This is a genomic window from Vibrio sp. YMD68 (assembly GCF_029958905.1).
Lineage (GTDB): Bacteria > Pseudomonadota > Gammaproteobacteria > Enterobacterales > Vibrionaceae > Vibrio.
In genome coordinates this window covers 1,583,473-1,602,704 of the sequence record NZ_CP124614.1, presented here as the reverse complement: position 1 = coordinate 1,602,704, position 19,232 = coordinate 1,583,473, and the positions used below count along the sequence as shown (strand labels likewise).

Below are 19,232 nucleotides of genomic sequence, written 5' to 3'. Positions count from 1 at the left end.
GATCTAGGGAGGGTTATGAGATTGGACGCTTACTATCTACCCAAGTGCCCTGCTTTTTTTACGTTTTTGACGCTAGATACTCATCACCCAACCAAACAACCTCTTGCTCCAAAGCTAACCCCTGTTTCTTCATTTCCGTCACGAGCTCTCGTAGCAGTGAGGACTGTTCTAACAGTTTGGGGCTGTTTCGCTCGAAAGATTGAAACTCTCTAGATGTATCGACCCAAAGCTGGTTTTGACCATAACGCACTAAAAGCTCCTTCCAGTTTGGCATAATCCAAAACTCTGTTCTTTGTTCTAGCCGCATCTTAAGGCGACTGTAGTTATTTAACCCTACGCCATCATAGTCAGCAAAAAAGTAGACCATGGGTGCCCTTTCGGAAACTGATAGCCATTCAATCAGTTTGTTGTGTAGTTGCCCTCGGTACCAGATTACGGTAGTAGGTTCGTTATTTGGTAACCAATCTAGTCGGTCAAACAACGCTTGGTTCTCCACCAGCCAAATAGAATGACGAGTGTGAAGGTTTCTATTTCTCTCACCACCAACTTCAAACGCCAGAACACCATATTCTTCTGTAACCACATGTAGTTGCTTAGTTGCTACCCCCGCGACTTCCCATTGTGGACTTGCGACTGTTTTTGCCAGCACATACGTAACATCATGAGCGGCCCGTCCTTGTTTGCTGCTGCGAGTGGTTGCTATGTTCACCGCCCTTTGTGGCATAGCTGGCGACAATTCTTGGTTTGGTACTAATTGTTCCAGAGTAACTTTAACGACATCCATGTCTTGAATACGATAAGCGACACCACGGCCTTTCGGGGCAACCCGTACACACTGGGTTTTATGGATGAACTCTTCAAGCTTCTTCTTCTGGGAAGGCGTCATTGTGCTTCCGGCGACAGAATCAGGGTGTACTTCGACTAATCGCGTTAATGCCTTAACTAATGCCTGGCTCATAGTGATGGCTCCACTTGCGGCTGCGGCAGTTCTCGGCTCTCAATTGGCTCGAAAATCTGCCAGCTATTACGGCTGATGTGGTTCTTGCCATTCGTTTGATGGATTGGCACACAATAACGAGCGGTTGTTAACGGCGCCGGGGAAGCAAACATCAAAGCAAAGCCAAACTGATCTGCAATCTCTATCAAGTTAGCTTGGTTCTTCGTATCCAATGCCAACGCCTCGTCTAAATAACATACGGCTTTCATTTGGTGGCGTTTATCTTGCATTAAGTGCAGCATTGCAAGGCCAGTGACTAGCTTTGCCATCAGCACCGTGCCGTTAGAAGCGGCGCTATCAATATCCTCAAACGACTCTTGCTGCTCCCCTTGCTTAGCCACGACAAACTCAAGCCTGAACAAGTCAGCGACTCTCAATCCTTGGCGAGCATTACCTTCTTCAATTAGCAAGTTTTTGGCTCGGTCCAACTCAGCATCATCGAGAATGCTGGCTTGATCAAACAGCTCGAAGCTCTTGCCACTTTCAGTTTGCTCTGCTTGCTGTATCAGTACGTTCATTGCATCAACAAGCAGGTTCTCTTCTACCGGGTCAATTTTGAAGGTTTTAAGATCCGACAACTGTCTGTGACTGATTAATCGGTTGAACTCTTTCATTTTACTTTGCAGTGCATAAAGTCCACTACGTAGTTCTCTTAAGCTTGCCGTTACGTTGATAACCGCCGAGCGAGCACGCTTTTCCAACGCTTTCTTCTCATTGTCTAAATTATGGCTAAATTGAATGATGCCCTTTAGCTCGTCATCTTGAGTTGGAGCCATCTGAAACTTAGTGAGCCCTTTCTGGCTTAGCTCGCTTTTAATTTGGCGTAACTCTTTAGACAGCTTATCGAGCTCTTTGCAATCCTCGATGTACTGTTCAAGACGGACTGGTAGATTCTCTAAAGACCACTCATCGACGACTATCCATGGTATATGCGGTTTGTCCGAAAGTGAGGTAAATAGAGCTTGGTCATCAACTCTTTGATTTTTTAGCTTTTCAACACGGCTATCGTTCGAAGCTAACTCACTTAGCTTATTCGCAATCTCATTGATTTGGTTCGCAAGCTCGGTGTGCTTCTCACCTGCGTTCTCAAGGGCGGCATTGATCGCTACCCGCTGATTCTCAAATGTTTGTCTTTGTTCGGTTCTCTGTACTCGGCTTTTGGTTAATTGTTGAAGCTGTTGGTAATCCTTAAGATCCTGCTCACACTGCCTTACTGCTAGATTTAATTCGTTCTTTCTTCTCTCAGCAGCCTCACTTTCTCTACTTGCTTCTAGCAGTTCTTTAAGTTCATTTATTTGCTTATTAACATCCTCAATTTCCTCCACCAGCTCTTGCTCTGTTTTTTGAACGTGTTGAGGAATAAGCTTATCAATGGATAACGTTAGACCAGAAAGTGTGAGTTGGTCGACTGATTGACCTTTTAGCACTTCTTGAAGCTGACTGATATCGAAAGAATACTGTGAAGGTGACAGTTGCATCACTTGCTGGCTAAGCACTTTGTTCAGCTTTTCTAACTCATGAGTACTGAGCAACTTAGAAAGGTGAAGGTATAAGTTGTCACCCAGTGTTTGGTGTTGAGACTGCAACCTTTGTATCTGCCCTTCTCTTTCTTTTAGCTGCTTACTAATCGCTGCAGAAGAAGAGCGTTGTGATTGAACACACAATGCAGCCTGAGCATCATATTTTTGTTCGGCGGATTTTAACTGACTCTCTAAAAACGATTGTTCCGGTATCAAGGTAAATCGCTCTTCTAGTTCTTGATGTTGCTCTTCAGTACGTTTTAATTCTGTGAGTTTATTGGTTAATTCAGTGCGTTCTCCTGCACGTACTATATCCTGGCCTCGTAGCTCACTTTGTATTTCTTCAAGCTTCACCTTCTGCATTGATAAGTTTTCGGTCGTCGTCTCAACGTGGCCATGCCAATCTTGCAAGAACTCATTCACTTTGGGCTGACATGCTGCGATTTTGCCTCTTAGCGACAAAGTGCGTTCAAACTTTCGATCCAGCTCCTCAATCGCAGATATATTATTTACTGCTGCTAGGTACTGCTCTCGTTCTAGATTGATATCATGAAATGCTTTTTCCCATTCCTGTTTAAAATCGATGCTGGCATTGGGTAGCTCTCGACTAAATATCTTCAACAAGTACTCTTTAACATCGCTGGAGTTAAGCTTATCGAGCCTGAGTGTCTTGGTAAGCACTTGCTGAAACGAACGGGCATCACTCACGTGCTCAAGTTTAAATACCGTAAAATCGATGTCGCTGCTTTTCTTGCCTTTCGCACCACCATAAATCAAATGGCGAAAGTCTTTATCGTTGTATCGATAGACTCTATGCTTCTTAGTCGCTAAGTGATTGACCAACTTTGATTGGGTTACGATATTGCCATCAGTCAAACGAAAATCACCTAGGTTCAATTCACCTTTATAAGCGAAGTACTCGTAGTCATAGCCTACCCCTTTACCAACACATCCAAAAACAACGGTACCGGTTTGCGGTAGGACCACTTCAAGTAGGATGTAAGCGCTGTTATTCGGAAAGTAAAACCGACGGGCTTTATCCAGTGTATGAGAGCCAAAATCCATTCTTCTCTGGTCGATGATCAATAGGAATTGAAGGGCATTGATTAGGCTTGTTTTGCCGTGGTTATTTGGCGCAATTAACGACACAGAATCATCAAGAGGAAGTTCTGCGCGCTGGTACCCTGCACTGCCAATTAACGCCATACGTTGAAAGCCGTAACTTAACATGATTCATCTTCCTCATAAGTCGCTACATCACTGCCAGATCCTTGTTCAGTAATGGCTTCAAAGTGGTCAAGATAGCGATATACGGAGGGTAGTAAACGCCAGTGATTGTTTTCTTGAGTTGCAAAGCCTTTTCGCACGGCGTTGTCGAGTATCTTTACTAATGCATCTTGGTCGAGTTCTTCTGCCTCTAGCAGCCCTTGATGCTTTTCGTAGATCTCTTCTAATAAAGCATTATCAATCGACCATTGATAAAACTGGCCGAGAGAGCGGCCAATATCAGCGTGGTGGTCAAAAGTCACCATTAGCAATAACGCCAACTGACGCGATTGTTTGTTGATGTTTTGGTTAGCGTCTTCATCATGAAACCAAGCAAAACCACGACCATCAATACGCAAGTCAAAACCTAAGCTAGCAAATAGGTGCTGATATTGTTCTGCCTGCTGCTCTAATTCATGCCATAGAGCAGCATCCGTCGAACGGTTAAGGTGTCGACCTGAATTAAATAGGTTAAATAGATCGGTCAGATGTGCCAGCTCATTTAAATCGATTTTGCTATTTTGCATTATCAAGATCCTTTACATTTGTTGAGCCTGTCAACATCGTTATTTCATGAGGGTGGTAGGTTACGGCTACTGTGTTCAACGCCGTGGTATTTGAATTCGGTCCTAAGGTAACCTCCCATTGAGGATCTCGAACAAGCTCGTGATAAAGGCGCAACAGCTCGGCATCTGGTAAATGCTGATAGTTTCCTCGGAGCCATGTCATGAGGTTCTCCAGTGGAAGCGCATCGGCAAGTTGTTCTCGGAGGCGTTCTTCATCAACCCAGTTAATCAATGAACTCGCCGGTGCTTCCTCTTCATCTGGAAACGGAAGAGAGCTAGGTTCAAAGTCCATGAACTCTGCCATCAATTCACGCACCTCGTTACCCAATTGAATTTTGGTGACGCGGCTACTTTTCCACATTGGTAAACCGTTCGCATTCAGTCCTCGTACTAAGCCCTTTTTTCGAATTAGGCTAACTTGCTTGCTGATAACGGCTGACAGCTGGTTATGCTGTCTCGCTTCTTCTCTTAAGGGCAACAAAGTATCGGCACATTGCTGAGCGATGATTCGCCCTTGATATCGAAGATCTTTTACTTGATAGGCTATCTGGCGCATTGCCAACCTTTGCTGATACAAAGACCCTCGCATGGAAAGTATATCAACAGCTTCATCTAGTGCTTCTTCCGCTTTTTCCAATAAAGGGTAGAAACTCCCGCCAAGGCCGCTATCCATCATTTCATTCATGGGTTCTACATATTGGTCATACACTTCTAAAACTTCACGATAGCGACGTTCAATTGGCACACTGGTGTCTGCTGATTTCGCTTGTTCTGCTATTTCAAAGATCGCTTGCTTGTCTTGCGTTAACTGCTGAGTAATCTGTCTTATTAGTTCTGACAGCTGGTGAGCCCCAGTACGAAGTAAATCATTATCCGATTCATCAAGCCCTTTCAGCACTTGGCTGGTAGCATCTTTAATAGCATCCACTCGAGCTTTTAGTACTGCAGATAGACCCAACTCATGTTCCTGTGTCAGTCCTCTCACAAAGTCCACTACCAACGTGTTGATCTGATAATCACTACTTCGATTGATAGGCTGTAATATGTCGGCATTAACAAGACTCGTGAGTACGGTATTGCTATCTGTGTCTTTGCTTTTGTACTGGTTGATCACCTGTTCAAGGGCTCTAAGCTCAAACGCTGGAAACTCTCGCGAAAGCCGAGTTAACTGTTCAACCACCTCCCAATGCCGGTGTAATTGAAAAATGAGACTTTTAGGTGCAACCATATGTTTAACCTTATTACTCCAATTAAAAAATCTAACAAATCTTGTTCTGTATTGACTATCGGATCCCACACAAATAATATGACGTCACTGGCGACAGGTAAATACTGAATACATACACACGTCGCATAACTAGACAGGAATTAAAAAATGAATAAGTGGCCAATACGCTGGGACCTACTATTCCGGTATCGAATGATAGAAGTTATTGCCTTGTGGGAAGGTCGATTAACAACAAACCACTTAATACAAAGTTTTGGTATTGGTCGCCAACAAGCCTCGAAAGATATCAACACTTATCTAACTGAAGTAGCACCAGGTAACCTCGTTTATGATAAGTCTCTAAAAGGCTATAAACCTAGTGATAGCTTCAGCCCTGAACTGACGAGTGGTCATGCTGATGAATATTTGCACATTCTCTCTCGAACTGAAGATATGGCGGTCACATTTAAAGAACTCGATATGGGATTTGAGAATACGACGATGGTTACGCCAATAACACGTAATATTGCGCCAGAGGTACTGCGCCCTCTAGTTCAAGCGATCAGAGAGAAAAAACGTGTCGATTTAAGCTACACATCATTAAAAAATGGTGAGGAAGTAGAACGGATTATTTCTCCACACACACTCGTTTGTACGCCTTTGCGCTGGCATGTCCGTGCTTATTGTGAGCATTCTAAGGGCTATAGAGATTTTGTGCTCAGCCGTATTCGAGGTATTCCTGATATCAATGACAAAATGGTTATGGGAAAAGGCAAAGATGAAATTTGGAACAAGCAGCTTTCTATTGAGTTGAAGCCCGACCCTCGATTAACAGAAGCTCAGGCTGAAATCATTGCCAATGACTATGGTATGGAAGGTAACACGCTGTGCTTAGGTACCAACGCCGCCTTAATTCGCTACGTGCTAGACGCGTACAATATCGATATCAACGTACTAGATTCGAACCCTAAAGGTCAGCAGATCATAGTAGGGAATTTTGACGAGCTTAAGCCTTATTTGATTTTCTAAATTAGTTTCTAAACAACGGGTTCTGACTTAGAGCCCTTTGAATAGCTCACCACGATGATAACGAAGGTAAGGTTTATGCTCAGCTACGATATTAAATGCCATATCTTCTTTAAACCAATCACGTCTGGCGACTCCAAATGGCTAGAAATGAGTACTTTGCCATGATCATCAAAAGAGATAAAACCAAGGTCGAACGCCTTATCGAGATTCGCCAATAGTAACAGTCCATTAAATTTATCCAGACGCTCCTCGTTGTTAGAGTCACGCCAAGGCTTGATGTGGGATGCCAGCAACAATTGAGTATTACGATACCCTGTTAGCGCACAGCCGCCCCACATTTGAACCAGTTTTGCTCTGAAGCGTCCTTGTCCTACTCTTGTATTAACCAAGATGGTCTTCTCTGTCTCAGAGAGTGTCTTATCAGTCATGACCTGCTTGATGTCAGCGTTAATATCAATTTTTGCTAGGTCTGAAAGAAACTTATGGTAATGAGATAGTGCAGCGCTATACATCCCCTTCCCCCTAGAATCACGAATTTGAAACTCTTCTAGCTTCCTTGCCTTTTCTTCATAATTAACAAATTGACGATATGAATTGATGTTAGTTAACGGCTCATCCAGCTCACCTGCGTCCATCAACCAGTTAGATATTGAGCCTCTTACAGCTCCAAGATAATTACTCGCTGTTTTTTCAGACTTACCGATATCAATCAACCATTGGTGATATAACGTCGCTAAGTCAGATAGGTTTGAGACTAGCGCTTCTTTTAGCTCGTTAGATACGATAGAGCTCTTCATGAAGTAAAACAGCTCATCATCGATAAATACATAATCTACAGCCTTAGCTGAGTATCGACTGGTTGACTCTTTGTCATAACCATCTTTATAGGAAAGATGCCAAAAGCCTTCGCTCCTTAAATGGAAGAACGGATTCTCTGGGGTATTTTTATCTTTACCTTGCGCCAAGCCATCAAAGTGAAGGGTAAACTGGTCTTTAAGAATTTGATTCAAGTAAATCTGGTTGGAAGCAATATAGCCTGCTTGAATTAGGTCCATAACGGCCAGCAAAATACACACTTTATGCGGGCTTTTTTTACCACTAGCACTGTTCATCTTTAGATTCTGGAACCGATCCAAATAATACTCTAATGCCATCTACTATTCCCCATTGGTATCAGAATCAGATTTTACTAACACGACTGTTTGCCAAAATACCTCGTCCCTATTTAACGTGTCTGTACTGTCAACGACGCTACAAATAGTTAATTCTGAGGTCCGAGTTAATTGCTCGATTTCTTCTACTGAAACCGCATTTTCCTCACGGTCATCTTTAAAACATCCATGACGTAATGTAATCACCAATATTCCATTCACACATAGAAGCTTCGATAACGTAATAAGTGATTCTGCTCGTTGGGCACTATCTAAATGCATCCATACCGCTGACACCAATATCAGGTCAAATGGGCCTGACAATTTTCTAGTTTGAGTTAAGGCTGGTAAGGAGTCATCTAGCCATACAACTTGCGGTGAGCTATTTAAGATACCTAATTGACGAAGCTCTTTTGCTGGCTCAACAGCAACTACCGAACAGCCTTGTTGAGCGAACCATCGAACATCACGTCCTGAGCCTGCACCGACATCAAGAACTCGCCCACCAGATGAAGGCCAATACACCTGCCAAGATTGATGAACTGATTCAAATTCAATTGAGTCGTATTGCTTTGCTAATTGAAAAGCATTTTCATTGTAAAAAGTGATATTTACGGACATAAGCCAAACCTGATAACAGCTACAGCCAGGATATATGGCTCTATTAAAAATGGCGATAGAATAGGAAAAAAGTATGATTTATTGTGAGTTAAGTCTGGTTCAGCTTCCAAAAATAACGCTTGAATATAAAAAGTCAGGACAGTATCAAAAGACTGCTGGGTAATAGAACAAAACCCAGCATCTCTTAAAGTCTCTAGCCTTGAACTTTTACGTACTTACACCCTTTCAGCATCGAATATGCATTGAACTCTGAGATTTCTGGTAAGCCTGAGCTTTCAAGAAGTTGAGTAGCAGTCTCAATATCAGATTTGGGTATCAGCACATTGCCATCTCTAGATGCCTTATAGCCACTTTCAATCAGAAAGCTCGGTATTGGTGAGTCATAATTTGCTTCTTTGCGATCTGACTTTTTTGTCTCGAGCACAGTGGCGGTTTCAGCTGCCAACTCATCTTCTGGATTGTGAGACGCAAACATACACTCGCTTGGGTTTTCCTCTCTTTCATTAATTGCACACTGAGTAGAGCTAGTAACTTCAGGGGATTGTTCGTTTCCAAAGACTTGCTCTTTGGTTGCAATAGATTTCTGCTTCATTTTGAGCGTATGTTGTTTAATCGGATACATTTTTTCTGGCTCTGGAATAACTAATGCTACATGACTAATCTTTAAACACTTAAGCTTTACTGGCTTATTATTGCTGCCAAGTATTTCTGGATATATATCAAAATACAATTCATCTCCATTTGCCAAAGCAAGCCCCTCGTCAACTAAGGCTCTAGCTAGTGTGTCAGGATTCAATGGTATAGAGTATTCAAAATCACCCAAGTACTCAGCCAACTCAGTTGCTGCTTTAGCCCAGGAAATGTAAAGAACGTCATCAACGAACCATATCACTGCGCATTTTCGGTTAATCTCCCATACATTATTGGAAATCAAGTACTTTATCTGGATACTAATTAGATCACTTATTGGACGCCTAATCGGTTCCAAGCTCCAGTTTTTATACTGAAACGACAAATCAAACTTCACCGAATCGATATCCGCTTGTGCCACAACTCTTTTGATAGGATTATCGCCACCTGTACCTGAAATTGCGCTCCATAGTTCAACACAAATATCCTGACCCTCAACACAATCAGTTAACCAGTGCCATGTTCGTTCTGGTATCAGTTTGGTCGAAATGGCTACAGACCCTAGCTTATGATCATTATGACGCTTTGACTTCCAATCCACATAAACTATACCGTTACTCTTTTCAGCTCCCCATTGTTCTAACGGCAATCCACTCAATGGAGACCATTGCAATCGCTCTTCTCCTTTCTGACCATTGGTAACAATCATATCTGTAATTACTTTTCCCACATCATGAACGATTGCCGCTAAGCTACAGGCTACTTCTCGTTGGGTTACGCATCTTTGTCCAGACTGTAAATTCCCAATCGACGACCCCATGTGAGACATTCTAGACGCCTGACTCGACCTTTTAGAAACGTCAAATAAATGATAGAGAAGCCCGCCAGGTGCACTATGGTGATGATACTGAGATGCCGGGAGTAAATTAACCAAGTTCAATACATTTTTTATCACTGGTTTGATATACAATTCGAAATGCTTATCTCCTATCCCCATATGCTCTTTAAGATCACGAATGTCCGTTTCAAACATATCCGCCAATTTATTAGAAGAGTAAAGTCTAATACCCTCTTTTTCCGGCGGATAATTATCCTCAGTATTAAACTCACAAATAGGTGACTCTTTTTTAATACCAGAAGAACTAAGAAACGAAATTAATTGTCTAAATACATTCATATAAACCCCATTAAAAACTTTATAATACTTGCCCACAAAGAAAAACTTATAAGTACCTTTTTTTGTACTTAGATATATTATTTGATGTAGGGACAACTCTTTCCTTTGATGACGAGTAATTACAACTAGATCCAACCAGGTTATTAGCTCTAAGTAATGTTTGATGAGCTTTCATCAGGGCTAATTTTTTTACTCTAATTGGATAAAGAACCTCTTCTATTTTACAAATCAAGTCCAACTCCCATGGTTCAGCGTGCTTAAATTTACTCTTTGAATAACAGTGATTTTTTGGTATAGCTAATGGTTTTGCAATTCTAATTATTCGTTCTCCATTTTTTACAAATCGAACATATATCCATCTGATTCGAAATGATGAACCATGAAACTCAAATGACAGTTGATAGTTCGTTCTTTCCTTTTTGTCACCGCGTTGTGATCGTCTTACCTCTTTCTCTGCAATATTCCGCATCCATGATTCGAAAATAAACTTCGTCTCTTCATATAAATCATCTAGATCTCTGTAAATTGTTTGTATTGTTTCCATAAATCTTCACCTTTAATTGATAGGTAAACTGTCTTTCAACAATTTACCTATAACTAATGTAGTAACCGATTGTATGCACTTTGGGTGCTATATAGGCTAGCTCCCAAACCCACAACAAAGGGATAGATTTCATTGTCGAAAGAACACTATGAGTCCACTCTCCCTGAGCGTTGTTTGATCCAATTTGAAATATCCGAGTTTAACCAACCAACAGATTTACGGCCTAATACAATATTTTTTGGAAAGTTACCTTCTTGCATCCAGACATAAATAGTACTCCTACTCACCCCAACTCTATTTATTACTTCATTTAACCTTAGGATCCTTAATTCATTCATAATTACCTCTCTGTATTGTCTTAGTCGATAATCGACAATACAGAGAGTAACTAAATGGTATTATAATGTGTTGGTACTACCGATCTTTGTTGAAGTGTTATTTTCATTAATCAACTCGTTTAGCAATGCCACACCATCAGATATATCCTTGTCCAGATTTGACACTGACATTCCTGGTAGGTACTTAGCTTTGGAAAAGTTATCTAATCTATTCCTCACAAGTCTCTTAATTGCTTCTGCATTAACCTTATCTCCCCATTTATATGTTCCATTTGTTTCAGATATATAACAGGCAAGAATTGCTATGCTTAGTGTGATATTCTTATCACTAGTGTGCTTCGAAGTTCTATGATTACTGATACTCTTTATTTCATTCTTAATCTCGATTAGTTCCAACATGATTGAATTTTCCATAATTTATCTCATTACGAACTATATGACTCTTGGACATTGGGTTACTACCAGTAAGACATTAGTTCTCGTTGTGTGAATATATGATTATTTGCGGTAACCACTCGCCGATATCCACACTTTATAATTATGGAACTCACTACTACTTCTGAATATATAGCATTATCATTCGTATTATTTATCATTTACACCCCCGGTAAAAAGTGAACCATATGACTGCTTATCAATATGATTACTCCACCATTTCATGATCTCCCTTCGCTTATAAAAATACGTAGTTTGATTGTAGGCTGATCGAATTTTGTTACTTTGTTGGTGTGCAAGCGCTGCTTCAATCACATCGAGATCAAATCCCTGTTCATTTAATGTTGTAGATGCAAGAGATCGCAGTCCATGGGAGGTTATACGCCCCTTAAAGCCCATCTTTACTAATGCTCTATTTATTGTTTCGGAGTTAGTGTGGTGCTTTGGATCACGGGTTGACGGGAATATATAGTCACTGTGACCACTAATCGGTTTGATCGCGTCGAGTATCGCTAGAGTTTGTTCGGTTAGCGGGACTTCATGCTGGTGTATCATATTCATACGAGAAGGTGGAATTACCCATACCATATGCTCAAAATCAATTTCGTCCCACTGAGCGCCAGCAGATTCACCAGGCCTAGTCATCGTATGTAACTGCCACATAATCAAGCAACGCGTTGTCACCTGAATATTTGCAATCGCTACTTTATGGATTAGTTCAGCTATTTCCTCTGGCTTAATAGCTTTCATATGTGTGACTACTGGCTTCTGGAATACATCACGAATGGCAACTAGCGGATTAGCTTTAACAAGGCCATAATTAACTGCATAGTTCATAATTTCATTCATCAACTGAGCAGTACGTTTGACTGTCTCTAAACGACCTAAGCTTTCCAGTGAACGGAGTGGAGCAATCGCTTCTGGCGCCGTCAACTTTGTTACCGGCACTTGGCCTATTGCTGGAAAGGCATACAGTTCTAGCTTTCTCCAATTACCGTGAACTGTTTTAGGATTCAGTCTTTTCTCTTTGGATCTCCTCCATAAATTTGCAACTGAATAGAACGTCATTTCATTTTCTTTGTCTCGTAAATACTTCTTCTCTGTCTTTAGTGATTGAAGATCTCCACCATTTCTCACCTGTTTATTCAGCTCTAGTGCTTTCGCTCTAGCTTTAGCTAGGGTTACAAGCCTTAAACTCCCAAGTCCCATATACGTAGGTTTTCCGGTTCGGGCACTTACATACCTAAGTTCCCAAGTTTTATGCCCTCCTGGTTTAATGTGTAGATATAACCCTCCGCCATCAGCAACTCTATATCCTTTTACTTTTGGCTTAAGGTTCTTAATTAACAATGCATTCAGTCGGTTTAATGTTCTAGATACCATATCGAGATCGACTCCTTGTTCAGTACTCGAATTGATCATACGGCACGTTTTAAAAGTCCAAAATCGAAGGTTTTAAGAATGAAATTAATAGGGATCAATATATAAGTCGTTGTTTTAAAATAACTATATAAATTATATATAATTATGGATTATCGAAATCAGATAGAAATCAGAAAATTTACATAAGGAAAAACCTAGGAATATAGAATTAATGCGAGTTGAATCACATATTTAGAGGAACCATATGTAACAACAATATCATCGCATGCCCTAGCCCCACTGGGCCAAAGCTACTTAGAATGTAATATCAAACGTAATACTATGGCTAAACAAATCTTAAAAGTTGAGTTTTGGAACTGAAAAACAGGTGATATAATTTTAGTGCACTTAGTGTGTTCAATCGTTTGGGCTTAATTTGTATACACACAAAATGAAAAGAAAGAGCTATGATTAGAGTTAGATACATTTAAAGATGAACTACTTTGATCAATCAAGTTGATAACAAATTTATAGGGAGGCTTACTAATGTTTGCTAGTATGATAAAAATAATTATACCATTTTCAGTAATGGCAATCGTGCTATCTGCTTCATCGCCTGCTTGGTTAAACTCATTTGCCTATATCTACTTATTCAGTTTATTTTCCCTAACAGTTTTAATAATCAAAGCAGATTCAATCATCAGTTGGACCGATAAGAAAATGAAATCATTGGAAGTTAAGATTTGCAAAAAGTAAACCGAGATTTCTACTATAAAGCGCTTAACTTAATCTTATAACGCCGAACCAATCGCACACTAAATAAGTGTTTTAACGAGAGCTCCCTCGAGGGGCCACAACTTGACCCAATCTTCAACTCTTAAGCCCCACCATTCGATTTAATATCAGAACCAAGAGCTTTCCCTAGATTTGAAGTATATACCGCTAATTCAGCATGGTGTTCAAACAAAACTACAAATATCATCAAATGAAAGACCGATTTATTTGTTCAGTTAAAAGTCAGTAACACCACATCTCAGTGAGCACACCACTTTAAAGTCAGCAACACCACATCTCAGTGAGTACACCAGTTTAAAGTCAACAACACCATATCTCAGTGAGCACACCGCTTTAAAGTCAGGGTTACCAAACCACAACCCAGACTAACCTATAACTTCGCACCGCCATCAAAGCACTATTTAACAAGAGGTTACCGCTAGTATATCAAAGAGAATCTTCGTGATTTTGGAAAAACAAATGCAGTGTTAGCTTGGTATACACACAGACAGAAAGTAATGTTTTTCAACATAGTTTATGTTTTCTGGCAAAGCTGAAGGAACAAAAAGGGAAATTGAAATGAGAACTCTCGGACTACCTATTCTTCTAGTATTTATGCTAACTAGCAGGGTGCACGCATCGGTTTCGTTAATCGATGAAACAGCGACACACTACATATTTAACGTCAACGAACGCTACACACTAGGCGACAACGATACAATATCTAGTGCCAAGTCTCTTTCTCTCGAGTCAATTAAACGATCAGCAGCCGACTTTGCCGGAACTAGAGTTGAAAGTGAACTGAAGCTAACCAATAGGATAATCTCTGAATCTAAGATCCGGATAGTTGCTGCAGCTTTTGTCGAAGTTCTTAGTGTTGAGTTTCAGCGTGTAATCATCGATAGCGCAATCGTGATCATTTCAAGAGCAAAAGTGACCATCTCAAAACAATCGATAAATGATGGACTCAACAAACTCAAAACCGACCCTGAACGCCAAGCGCTAATTGCTTCTCTTGAACGCAAGAACAATGAGTTACAAGCTAAGCTTGTTTCCCTCACTATGAACATCAATCAAAATGATCGCCTAGATTTACTAGACGCAAGAGAGTTGGTTCTTTCAAACCTAGATAGCAATCGTAATGCAACAAAACAAGTGTTTACGCGAGGTACATTGTTCCAGCTTGCGCAACTGGACAACTCCGTCTTTGAGCTAGCCAGACAGGATATTGATGAAAATGTTTTTGGATACCTCGTCCATCAAACAAAGATCAAGATGGGAACACCTTCATTTATACAATCAATTCATGGTAAATACGACGTTAAATTAAAGCTAGAGTGGCACGCTGAAATGCTCCCCGTCAAACAGGTACTAGCCCGTTACTTTAAGCTCGATGACAAACCTAGAAATAGTCATGTTGGTAGTGTAATACCACAGGGTATAGGTATTCGTAACCATCAAAACAGTGGTAATAATTCTTTATTAGATCATACCGAAAAGCTTAAGACCTACCTTAGAAATCATATTGTCGCCATTGAGGTGGATTCCGTTTATAAGCGAAGTTACTTGCCCATCGGAACGCTTACGGGTGGGTTTGGCAACGACACCTATGCCATTCAATTTTCCAATGATTCGAAAAAAAACATAATGGTAAAAAGTACGGCCAAAAACCCAATAGTTATAAAAGGGCTAACAAAGGCTCAGCTAGAAAATATAAATTCACTCTCTGCAAAGGTGGTGATCATTGACCGTAGAACCTGGCGTGGGAGCTTTGTTGGCCTGTGATTATCAAAATATTAATTATCATAGGATTTGGGATAGCTTCATATGCAATAAAAGCTGAATCTAGGATAAGTGTTGAAGGTTGTGCTACAGCTACAAGCGACTCAACGGTAGATCACATAACAGCGAAAGCAATAGCGCTTGGTAACCTATCGCAAGAGATGGGTAACCAAATATCAACCACTTTCCAATTAATAAAGATCACCGTCGAAAATGAACAAAGTGTTAATCAAACAGACACGCTAACGGAAACAATCACAATTGAAAGTCAGCACGATATTTCGAGAATCAATGTTATTTCGTCTGGCTACAAGGTTATTAATGACAAACCACATTATTGCGTTCAACTATTACATTAAGGAAGATTTCGATGAACAAGTTAATTATTAGCATCACCACTGTTACGTTTCTAATCGGTTGCTCTACTCAACCAAACTCTGCTGATATTGCTCTAGAACAACTTGAAGCCCAGCAAAGAAAGAATCAAGCAGCTCAAGAGAAAACCGAGATATTCATAGAACAAGTTCCGCGCTGGGTATTGAATCCTCCGGCAAGTGACGAAACTGGTATATATGGTGTGGGTATAGGCCAAAGTAAACAACTAAATTTCGCACTACAGAAAGCAAACCTATCAGCACAGTATGAGCTTGCTAAGTCGATTGCTCAGCAGCTGTCCGGTAGTGAACAAAGCTATGCACAAGATCGCCTTGTTGATTCCACCGAGCAATATACTCAGCTTATCGATTCGTTGGTTGCTGAAGTACCTTTACAAGGCTTCGAAACCATAGATCAAAAGGTAGCTGTTCTTGAAGGGGAGATTACTTTCTACAAACTACTAAAATTACCCCATGAGCAGATGATTAAAGTTCTAAGTTCAAAATCGACCACAAACGATAAACAAAAAGAGATTAATAAAGCCTTTGAGATGTTGCAACATCGCTTGTCTGAGGAGAATATACAAGAAGCGCAAGCATCTATTGGTGTAGAGGCCTGGTAACCAGATACGACAGAATTGCTTGGTACGGATCACACTGATCACACACTTAAAAGTTGCGATTAGATCCATCGTCGTTTGTCATGTTTATTTTTTGTGGATCCTGAGCATTACTGTCGTCGTTTCTTCAACAGGAAAAGCGTCATAGTAATAATGATACGTTTGCCATTTACGATTATCTGAGTTCAAAGCTGAAGCAAATTCCTCCGATGTTGCAATAAAACGGCTTACTCCATCGAGAGGAACACATAAAGCACAGCCTAGACTCTTTAAATCACTCTTTTCTTTGCCGTTTTGTCCAGCTTTATTTGACGCGACATCACAGACTTCTATGCGAACTCTAACTTCTCCATCATTACCAACCAATACGATATCATTACCATCAGGATCATCACTAGTTGAAGGATGACATTGATCAACCCTTAGATTCGGGTATTCGTTAGCGCACCACTTTAGTGTGTCGATAGTCCGCTCTACTGTGGCAAGGATATTTATCAACTCAACAAATTTCTCTGATTTCTTTGTAATCAATGAGTTCTTGATCGAAGAAAGGTCAACAGCTAGCCTTTTAGTTTCAAGACCCCAGTGTAGACTCGGATTAGTAAATGTTTTAGATTTAGAAATTGCTGAAACTAAATCAAAATGAGCTTTCGACAATTGCTCAATGGACTCATTTGTAGTCTGGTTTCTAATTGTATCTATTATGTGCGCCAATTTTCTCTCCCTGAAAGGTTAACTCTTTTAACCATTGTTTACCTCCATGAACAGGCCTTTCAGAAAGTATTGTCAGCGTCGGTTAAAAACTTGCGCCTGCGGTAACAGTACTTCGATCTCTATTCGGCGGACTAGTTATGGCTACTTCTGATTACTATAGGTAATAGAAATTTATGCTATCTAGACGAATGTTGCTTTTACTCTAAACAATTTAGTTGCATAACCTCGTTAGCATGAGTAAGTCTGCCCAACAACTTTTAGACCCTTTTTGCCCGACATAGACAAACTACCCGTTGCAGCCTCTTCAATATGATCGCTCCACCATGCCATTAATACTTTACGACGTTCAAGATAATCAGTGCGGTTGTATGCGCTTCTTACCTTATCTCTATCGACATGAGAAAGTGCAGCTTCAATAATGTCTGGGTCAAAGTTCTGTTCATTTAGAGTGGTGCTGGCTAATGCGCGTAAACCGTGAGAAGTTTGCCTTCCCTTCATGCCCATTCGTACCAATGCTTTATTTGCTGTCTCTTTGTTGATGTGGTTTTTGTTACTTTTGTCTGCTGGGAAAAGGTATTCACTTTCACCTGTGATGTAATCAATAGTTTCTAATAGATCTAGAGTCTGTTTTGTTAGAGGAACCGTATGTACTCTTCCCTTTTTCATTCGCTCAGCAGGAATGATCCAAAGCATCTTATCTCGATCAATCTCATCCCAGCGTGCCCCAGCCGTTTCGGCAGGTCTTGTCATTGTATGAAGTTGCCATTCTAGCAAGCAGCGAGTGATGGGCTTTATCGATGCGTAATTAATGGTTTTTAGTAACTCAGGTAATTCGTCCGGACCCAAAGATGCCTGGTTAGTGACTTTTGCCGTTTCGAATGCTTTACCAATACCGGCCAACTTGTTGTGTTCAATAACCCCGGTATTAACAGCAAAGGTCATTATTTCATTCAAATTACGGCACAGGCGCCCTACCGTTTCCAACTTACCTTGGTTCGCAATTGGTTTAATCGTTTTGATCGCTTGAGGGGCTGTAATATCCCCAAGGGGGAACTTGCCAAGAGTTGGTAATAGGTACTTCTCAATTCGTTGTTTTAATTTTTTGGCGGTCTGTTCTTTAATACTTGTTTTCTTCACTTCAAGCCAATCATCAAACACCACTTGCAAGGTATTTGATAGCTCTAATTGCTTCTCTCGAAGAGTGTCATCACGATGTTCTTTTGGGTCGATGCCATCAGCTAATAGCTCTCTCGCTTCAATGGCTTTGGTTCTAGCTTTAGCTAGGGATATGGTTGGATACTTACCTATGCTGAGATTAGCTCGCTTACGCGTGATTGGGCGATAATAGTTAAAAATCCATAACTTAGATCCACTAGGTTTTACTCTCAGTCCAAGCCCATCACCATCAAGTAGGTTGTATTCCTTCTCTTTTGGCTTAGCTTGCAAGACTTGAGTTGCTGTTAGTGGGTTTGTTTTTCTCGCCATAGTAACATCACCAATCGTCATTTTTCTCAGTGTTACTAACAGTGTTACTTTAAACGATGGATTTTACAAGAAGACATGAAACTTCAGTGGACTCAAGAATGGCTAAGTGATTAATAAACTGAGGAATTTCAGGCATAAAAAAGCCCACACTAGGTGGGCTTTCTTTTGAATTTGGTGCCCGCTACTGGACTCGAACCAGTGACACCTTGCATGTCATGCAAGTACTCTAACCAACTGAGCTAAGCGGGCATGTTTCACAAATCAAAGCTAATCAAGATGTTACTTGAATTAACCTTTGCCTTGAGAACGAGGAAGATATTAACTATTCATGTCGCATGCGTCAACTGTGATATCGCATTTTTTATCGCAAATATGTTCGTTTGCCTACTTACTCAGCAAGTTGATTAACATCTCATCAATCTTATACCGTCGGCCTTAGTTATCGTTAATGAATCTGAAGCTTAAATTGTTCCAAATTGGCAAAACAATCGCGGACTTAGTCATGGAAAAGAAATATCAGGATTCGTGATACACAGTATTTCGACTCACTTTTGTTCATTTTTAGTGTTATTTTTCTTACGCATAGTTAAAAATCCAATTGCAAATCACCCTTTCTGCCTAGCAGAATGAATGCATTTCA

General features: G+C 40.6%; 16 protein-coding genes, 1 tRNA gene and 1 pseudogene. 4 read left to right on the top strand and 14 right to left on the bottom strand.

Annotated features, from left to right (window positions below; all coding sequences use genetic code 11):
- Window positions 1–58 precede the first annotated feature (58 nt).
- Genes QF117_RS13405 through QF117_RS13390 form a run of 4 tightly spaced genes read right to left on the bottom strand, consistent with a single transcriptional unit; the run spans window position 59 to window position 5,577 of the window.
- The gene (locus tag QF117_RS13405; RefSeq protein WP_282389384.1) at window positions 59–958 is read right to left on the bottom strand and encodes a Wadjet anti-phage system protein JetD domain-containing protein; all 900 of its coding nucleotides are present in this window, start codon (window positions 956–958) and stop codon (window positions 59–61) included.
- A complete protein-coding gene (locus QF117_RS13400) occupies window positions 955–3,747 on the bottom strand; it encodes a hypothetical protein (protein ID WP_282389383.1) in 2,793 nt (930 codons plus the stop codon). The genes QF117_RS13405 and QF117_RS13400 overlap by 4 nt, the downstream gene beginning before the upstream one ends.
- On the bottom strand, window positions 3,741–4,310 hold the full coding sequence (locus tag QF117_RS13395; RefSeq protein WP_282389382.1) for a hypothetical protein: 570 nt from the start codon (window positions 4,308–4,310) through the stop codon (window positions 3,741–3,743). Before QF117_RS13395 ends, QF117_RS13400 begins: the two co-directional genes overlap by 7 nt.
- Window positions 4,300–5,577, bottom strand: coding sequence for a hypothetical protein (locus QF117_RS13390; RefSeq protein ID WP_282389381.1), 1,278 nt, complete (start codon window positions 5,575–5,577; stop codon window positions 4,300–4,302). The genes QF117_RS13395 and QF117_RS13390 overlap by 11 nt, the downstream gene beginning before the upstream one ends.
- A gap of 147 nt (window positions 5,578–5,724) precedes the next feature.
- Here QF117_RS13390 and QF117_RS13385 point away from each other — a divergent pair, with 147 nt between their 5' ends.
- The gene (locus QF117_RS13385) at window positions 5,725–6,585 is read left to right on the top strand and encodes a WYL domain-containing protein (protein ID WP_282389380.1); all 861 of its coding nucleotides are present in this window, start codon (window positions 5,725–5,727) and stop codon (window positions 6,583–6,585) included.
- 27 nt (window positions 6,586–6,612) lie between these two features.
- On the opposite strand, the pseudogene QF117_RS13380 reads toward QF117_RS13385, so the two are convergent.
- The 7 genes and pseudogenes from QF117_RS13380 to QF117_RS13350 form a co-directional block, all read right to left on the bottom strand.
- A pseudogene (locus QF117_RS13380) lies at window positions 6,613–7,739 on the bottom strand (HNH endonuclease).
- 3 nt (window positions 7,740–7,742) lie between these two features.
- On the bottom strand, window positions 7,743–8,357 hold the full coding sequence (locus QF117_RS13375; RefSeq protein WP_282389379.1) for a methyltransferase domain-containing protein: 615 nt from the start codon (window positions 8,355–8,357) through the stop codon (window positions 7,743–7,745).
- A gap of 193 nt (window positions 8,358–8,550) precedes the next feature.
- Entirely contained in the window at window positions 8,551–10,164 is a 1,614-nt protein-coding gene (gene mobH / locus QF117_RS13370) for a MobH family relaxase (protein WP_282389378.1), read from the bottom strand.
- Between the two features lie 46 nt (window positions 10,165–10,210).
- Complete coding sequence (gene mobI, locus QF117_RS13365; protein WP_282389377.1) at window positions 10,211–10,708, bottom strand: conjugative transfer protein MobI(A/C); 498 nt, start codon at window positions 10,706–10,708, stop codon at window positions 10,211–10,213.
- A 146-nt stretch (window positions 10,709–10,854) separates the two neighbouring features.
- Window positions 10,855–11,046: an AlpA family phage regulatory protein gene (locus tag QF117_RS13360; protein ID WP_282389376.1), complete on the bottom strand. Its 192-nt coding sequence runs from the start codon at window positions 11,044–11,046 to the stop codon at window positions 10,855–10,857.
- A 60-nt stretch (window positions 11,047–11,106) separates the two neighbouring features.
- Window positions 11,107–11,460, bottom strand: a complete 354-nt coding sequence (locus QF117_RS13355; protein WP_282389375.1) for a hypothetical protein — start codon at window positions 11,458–11,460, stop codon at window positions 11,107–11,109.
- 171 nt (window positions 11,461–11,631) lie between these two features.
- A complete protein-coding gene (locus tag QF117_RS13350; RefSeq protein ID WP_282389374.1) occupies window positions 11,632–12,864 on the bottom strand; it encodes a tyrosine-type recombinase/integrase in 1,233 nt (410 codons plus the stop codon).
- Window positions 12,865–14,196: 1,332 nt separating this feature from the next.
- On the opposite strand from QF117_RS13350, the gene QF117_RS13345 reads away from it, so the two are divergent.
- Genes QF117_RS13345 through QF117_RS13335 form a run of 3 tightly spaced genes read left to right on the top strand, consistent with a single transcriptional unit; the run spans window position 14,197 to window position 16,396 of the window.
- On the top strand, window positions 14,197–15,402 hold the full coding sequence (locus tag QF117_RS13345; RefSeq protein WP_282389373.1) for a hypothetical protein: 1,206 nt from the start codon (window positions 14,197–14,199) through the stop codon (window positions 15,400–15,402).
- A complete protein-coding gene (locus tag QF117_RS13340; protein ID WP_282389372.1) occupies window positions 15,399–15,758 on the top strand; it encodes a hypothetical protein in 360 nt (119 codons plus the stop codon). Before QF117_RS13345 ends, QF117_RS13340 begins: the two co-directional genes overlap by 4 nt.
- Before the next feature lie 11 nt (window positions 15,759–15,769).
- On the top strand, window positions 15,770–16,396 hold the full coding sequence (locus QF117_RS13335; protein WP_282389371.1) for a hypothetical protein: 627 nt from the start codon (window positions 15,770–15,772) through the stop codon (window positions 16,394–16,396).
- 84 nt (window positions 16,397–16,480) lie between these two features.
- Here QF117_RS13335 and QF117_RS13330 read toward each other — a convergent pair whose 3' ends face one another.
- The 3 genes from QF117_RS13330 to QF117_RS13320 form a co-directional block, all read right to left on the bottom strand.
- Window positions 16,481–17,107, bottom strand: coding sequence for a hypothetical protein (locus tag QF117_RS13330; RefSeq protein WP_282389370.1), 627 nt, complete (start codon window positions 17,105–17,107; stop codon window positions 16,481–16,483).
- A 228-nt stretch (window positions 17,108–17,335) separates the two neighbouring features.
- The gene (locus QF117_RS13325) at window positions 17,336–18,592 is read right to left on the bottom strand and encodes an integrase domain-containing protein (protein ID WP_282389369.1); all 1,257 of its coding nucleotides are present in this window, start codon (window positions 18,590–18,592) and stop codon (window positions 17,336–17,338) included.
- A gap of 172 nt (window positions 18,593–18,764) precedes the next feature.
- A tRNA-Val gene (locus QF117_RS13320) sits at window positions 18,765–18,841 on the bottom strand.
- Window positions 18,842–19,232 lie beyond the last annotated feature (391 nt).

What these genes read in the sequence shown, in the direction of transcription:
- QF117_RS13335 (WP_282389371.1), top strand. Translation starts at nt 15,770, where the DNA reads ATGAACAAGTTAATTATTAGCATCACCACTGTTACGTTTCTAATCGGT.
- QF117_RS13390 (WP_282389381.1), bottom strand. Translation starts at nt 5,577, where the DNA reads ATGGTTGCACCTAAAAGTCTCATTTTTCAATTACACCGGCATTGGGAG.
- mobH (WP_282389378.1), bottom strand. Translation starts at nt 10,164, where the DNA reads ATGAATGTATTTAGACAATTAATTTCGTTTCTTAGTTCTTCTGGTATT.
- QF117_RS13345 (WP_282389373.1), top strand. Translation starts at nt 14,197, where the DNA reads ATGAGAACTCTCGGACTACCTATTCTTCTAGTATTTATGCTAACTAGC.
- QF117_RS13405 (WP_282389384.1), bottom strand. Translation starts at nt 958, where the DNA reads ATGAGCCAGGCATTAGTTAAGGCATTAACGCGATTAGTCGAAGTACAC.
- QF117_RS13360 (WP_282389376.1), bottom strand. Translation starts at nt 11,046, where the DNA reads ATGAATGAATTAAGGATCCTAAGGTTAAATGAAGTAATAAATAGAGTT.
- QF117_RS13325 (WP_282389369.1), bottom strand. Translation starts at nt 18,592, where the DNA reads ATGGCGAGAAAAACAAACCCACTAACAGCAACTCAAGTCTTGCAAGCT.
- QF117_RS13375 (WP_282389379.1), bottom strand. Translation starts at nt 8,357, where the DNA reads ATGTCCGTAAATATCACTTTTTACAATGAAAATGCTTTTCAATTAGCA.
- QF117_RS13385 (WP_282389380.1), top strand. Translation starts at nt 5,725, where the DNA reads ATGAATAAGTGGCCAATACGCTGGGACCTACTATTCCGGTATCGAATG.
- QF117_RS13350 (WP_282389374.1), bottom strand. Translation starts at nt 12,864, where the DNA reads ATGGTATCTAGAACATTAAACCGACTGAATGCATTGTTAATTAAGAAC.
- QF117_RS13355 (WP_282389375.1), bottom strand. Translation starts at nt 11,460, where the DNA reads ATGGAAAATTCAATCATGTTGGAACTAATCGAGATTAAGAATGAAATA.
- QF117_RS13400 (WP_282389383.1), bottom strand. Translation starts at nt 3,747, where the DNA reads ATGTTAAGTTACGGCTTTCAACGTATGGCGTTAATTGGCAGTGCAGGG.
- QF117_RS13395 (WP_282389382.1), bottom strand. Translation starts at nt 4,310, where the DNA reads ATGCAAAATAGCAAAATCGATTTAAATGAGCTGGCACATCTGACCGAT.
- mobI (WP_282389377.1), bottom strand. Translation starts at nt 10,708, where the DNA reads ATGGAAACAATACAAACAATTTACAGAGATCTAGATGATTTATATGAA.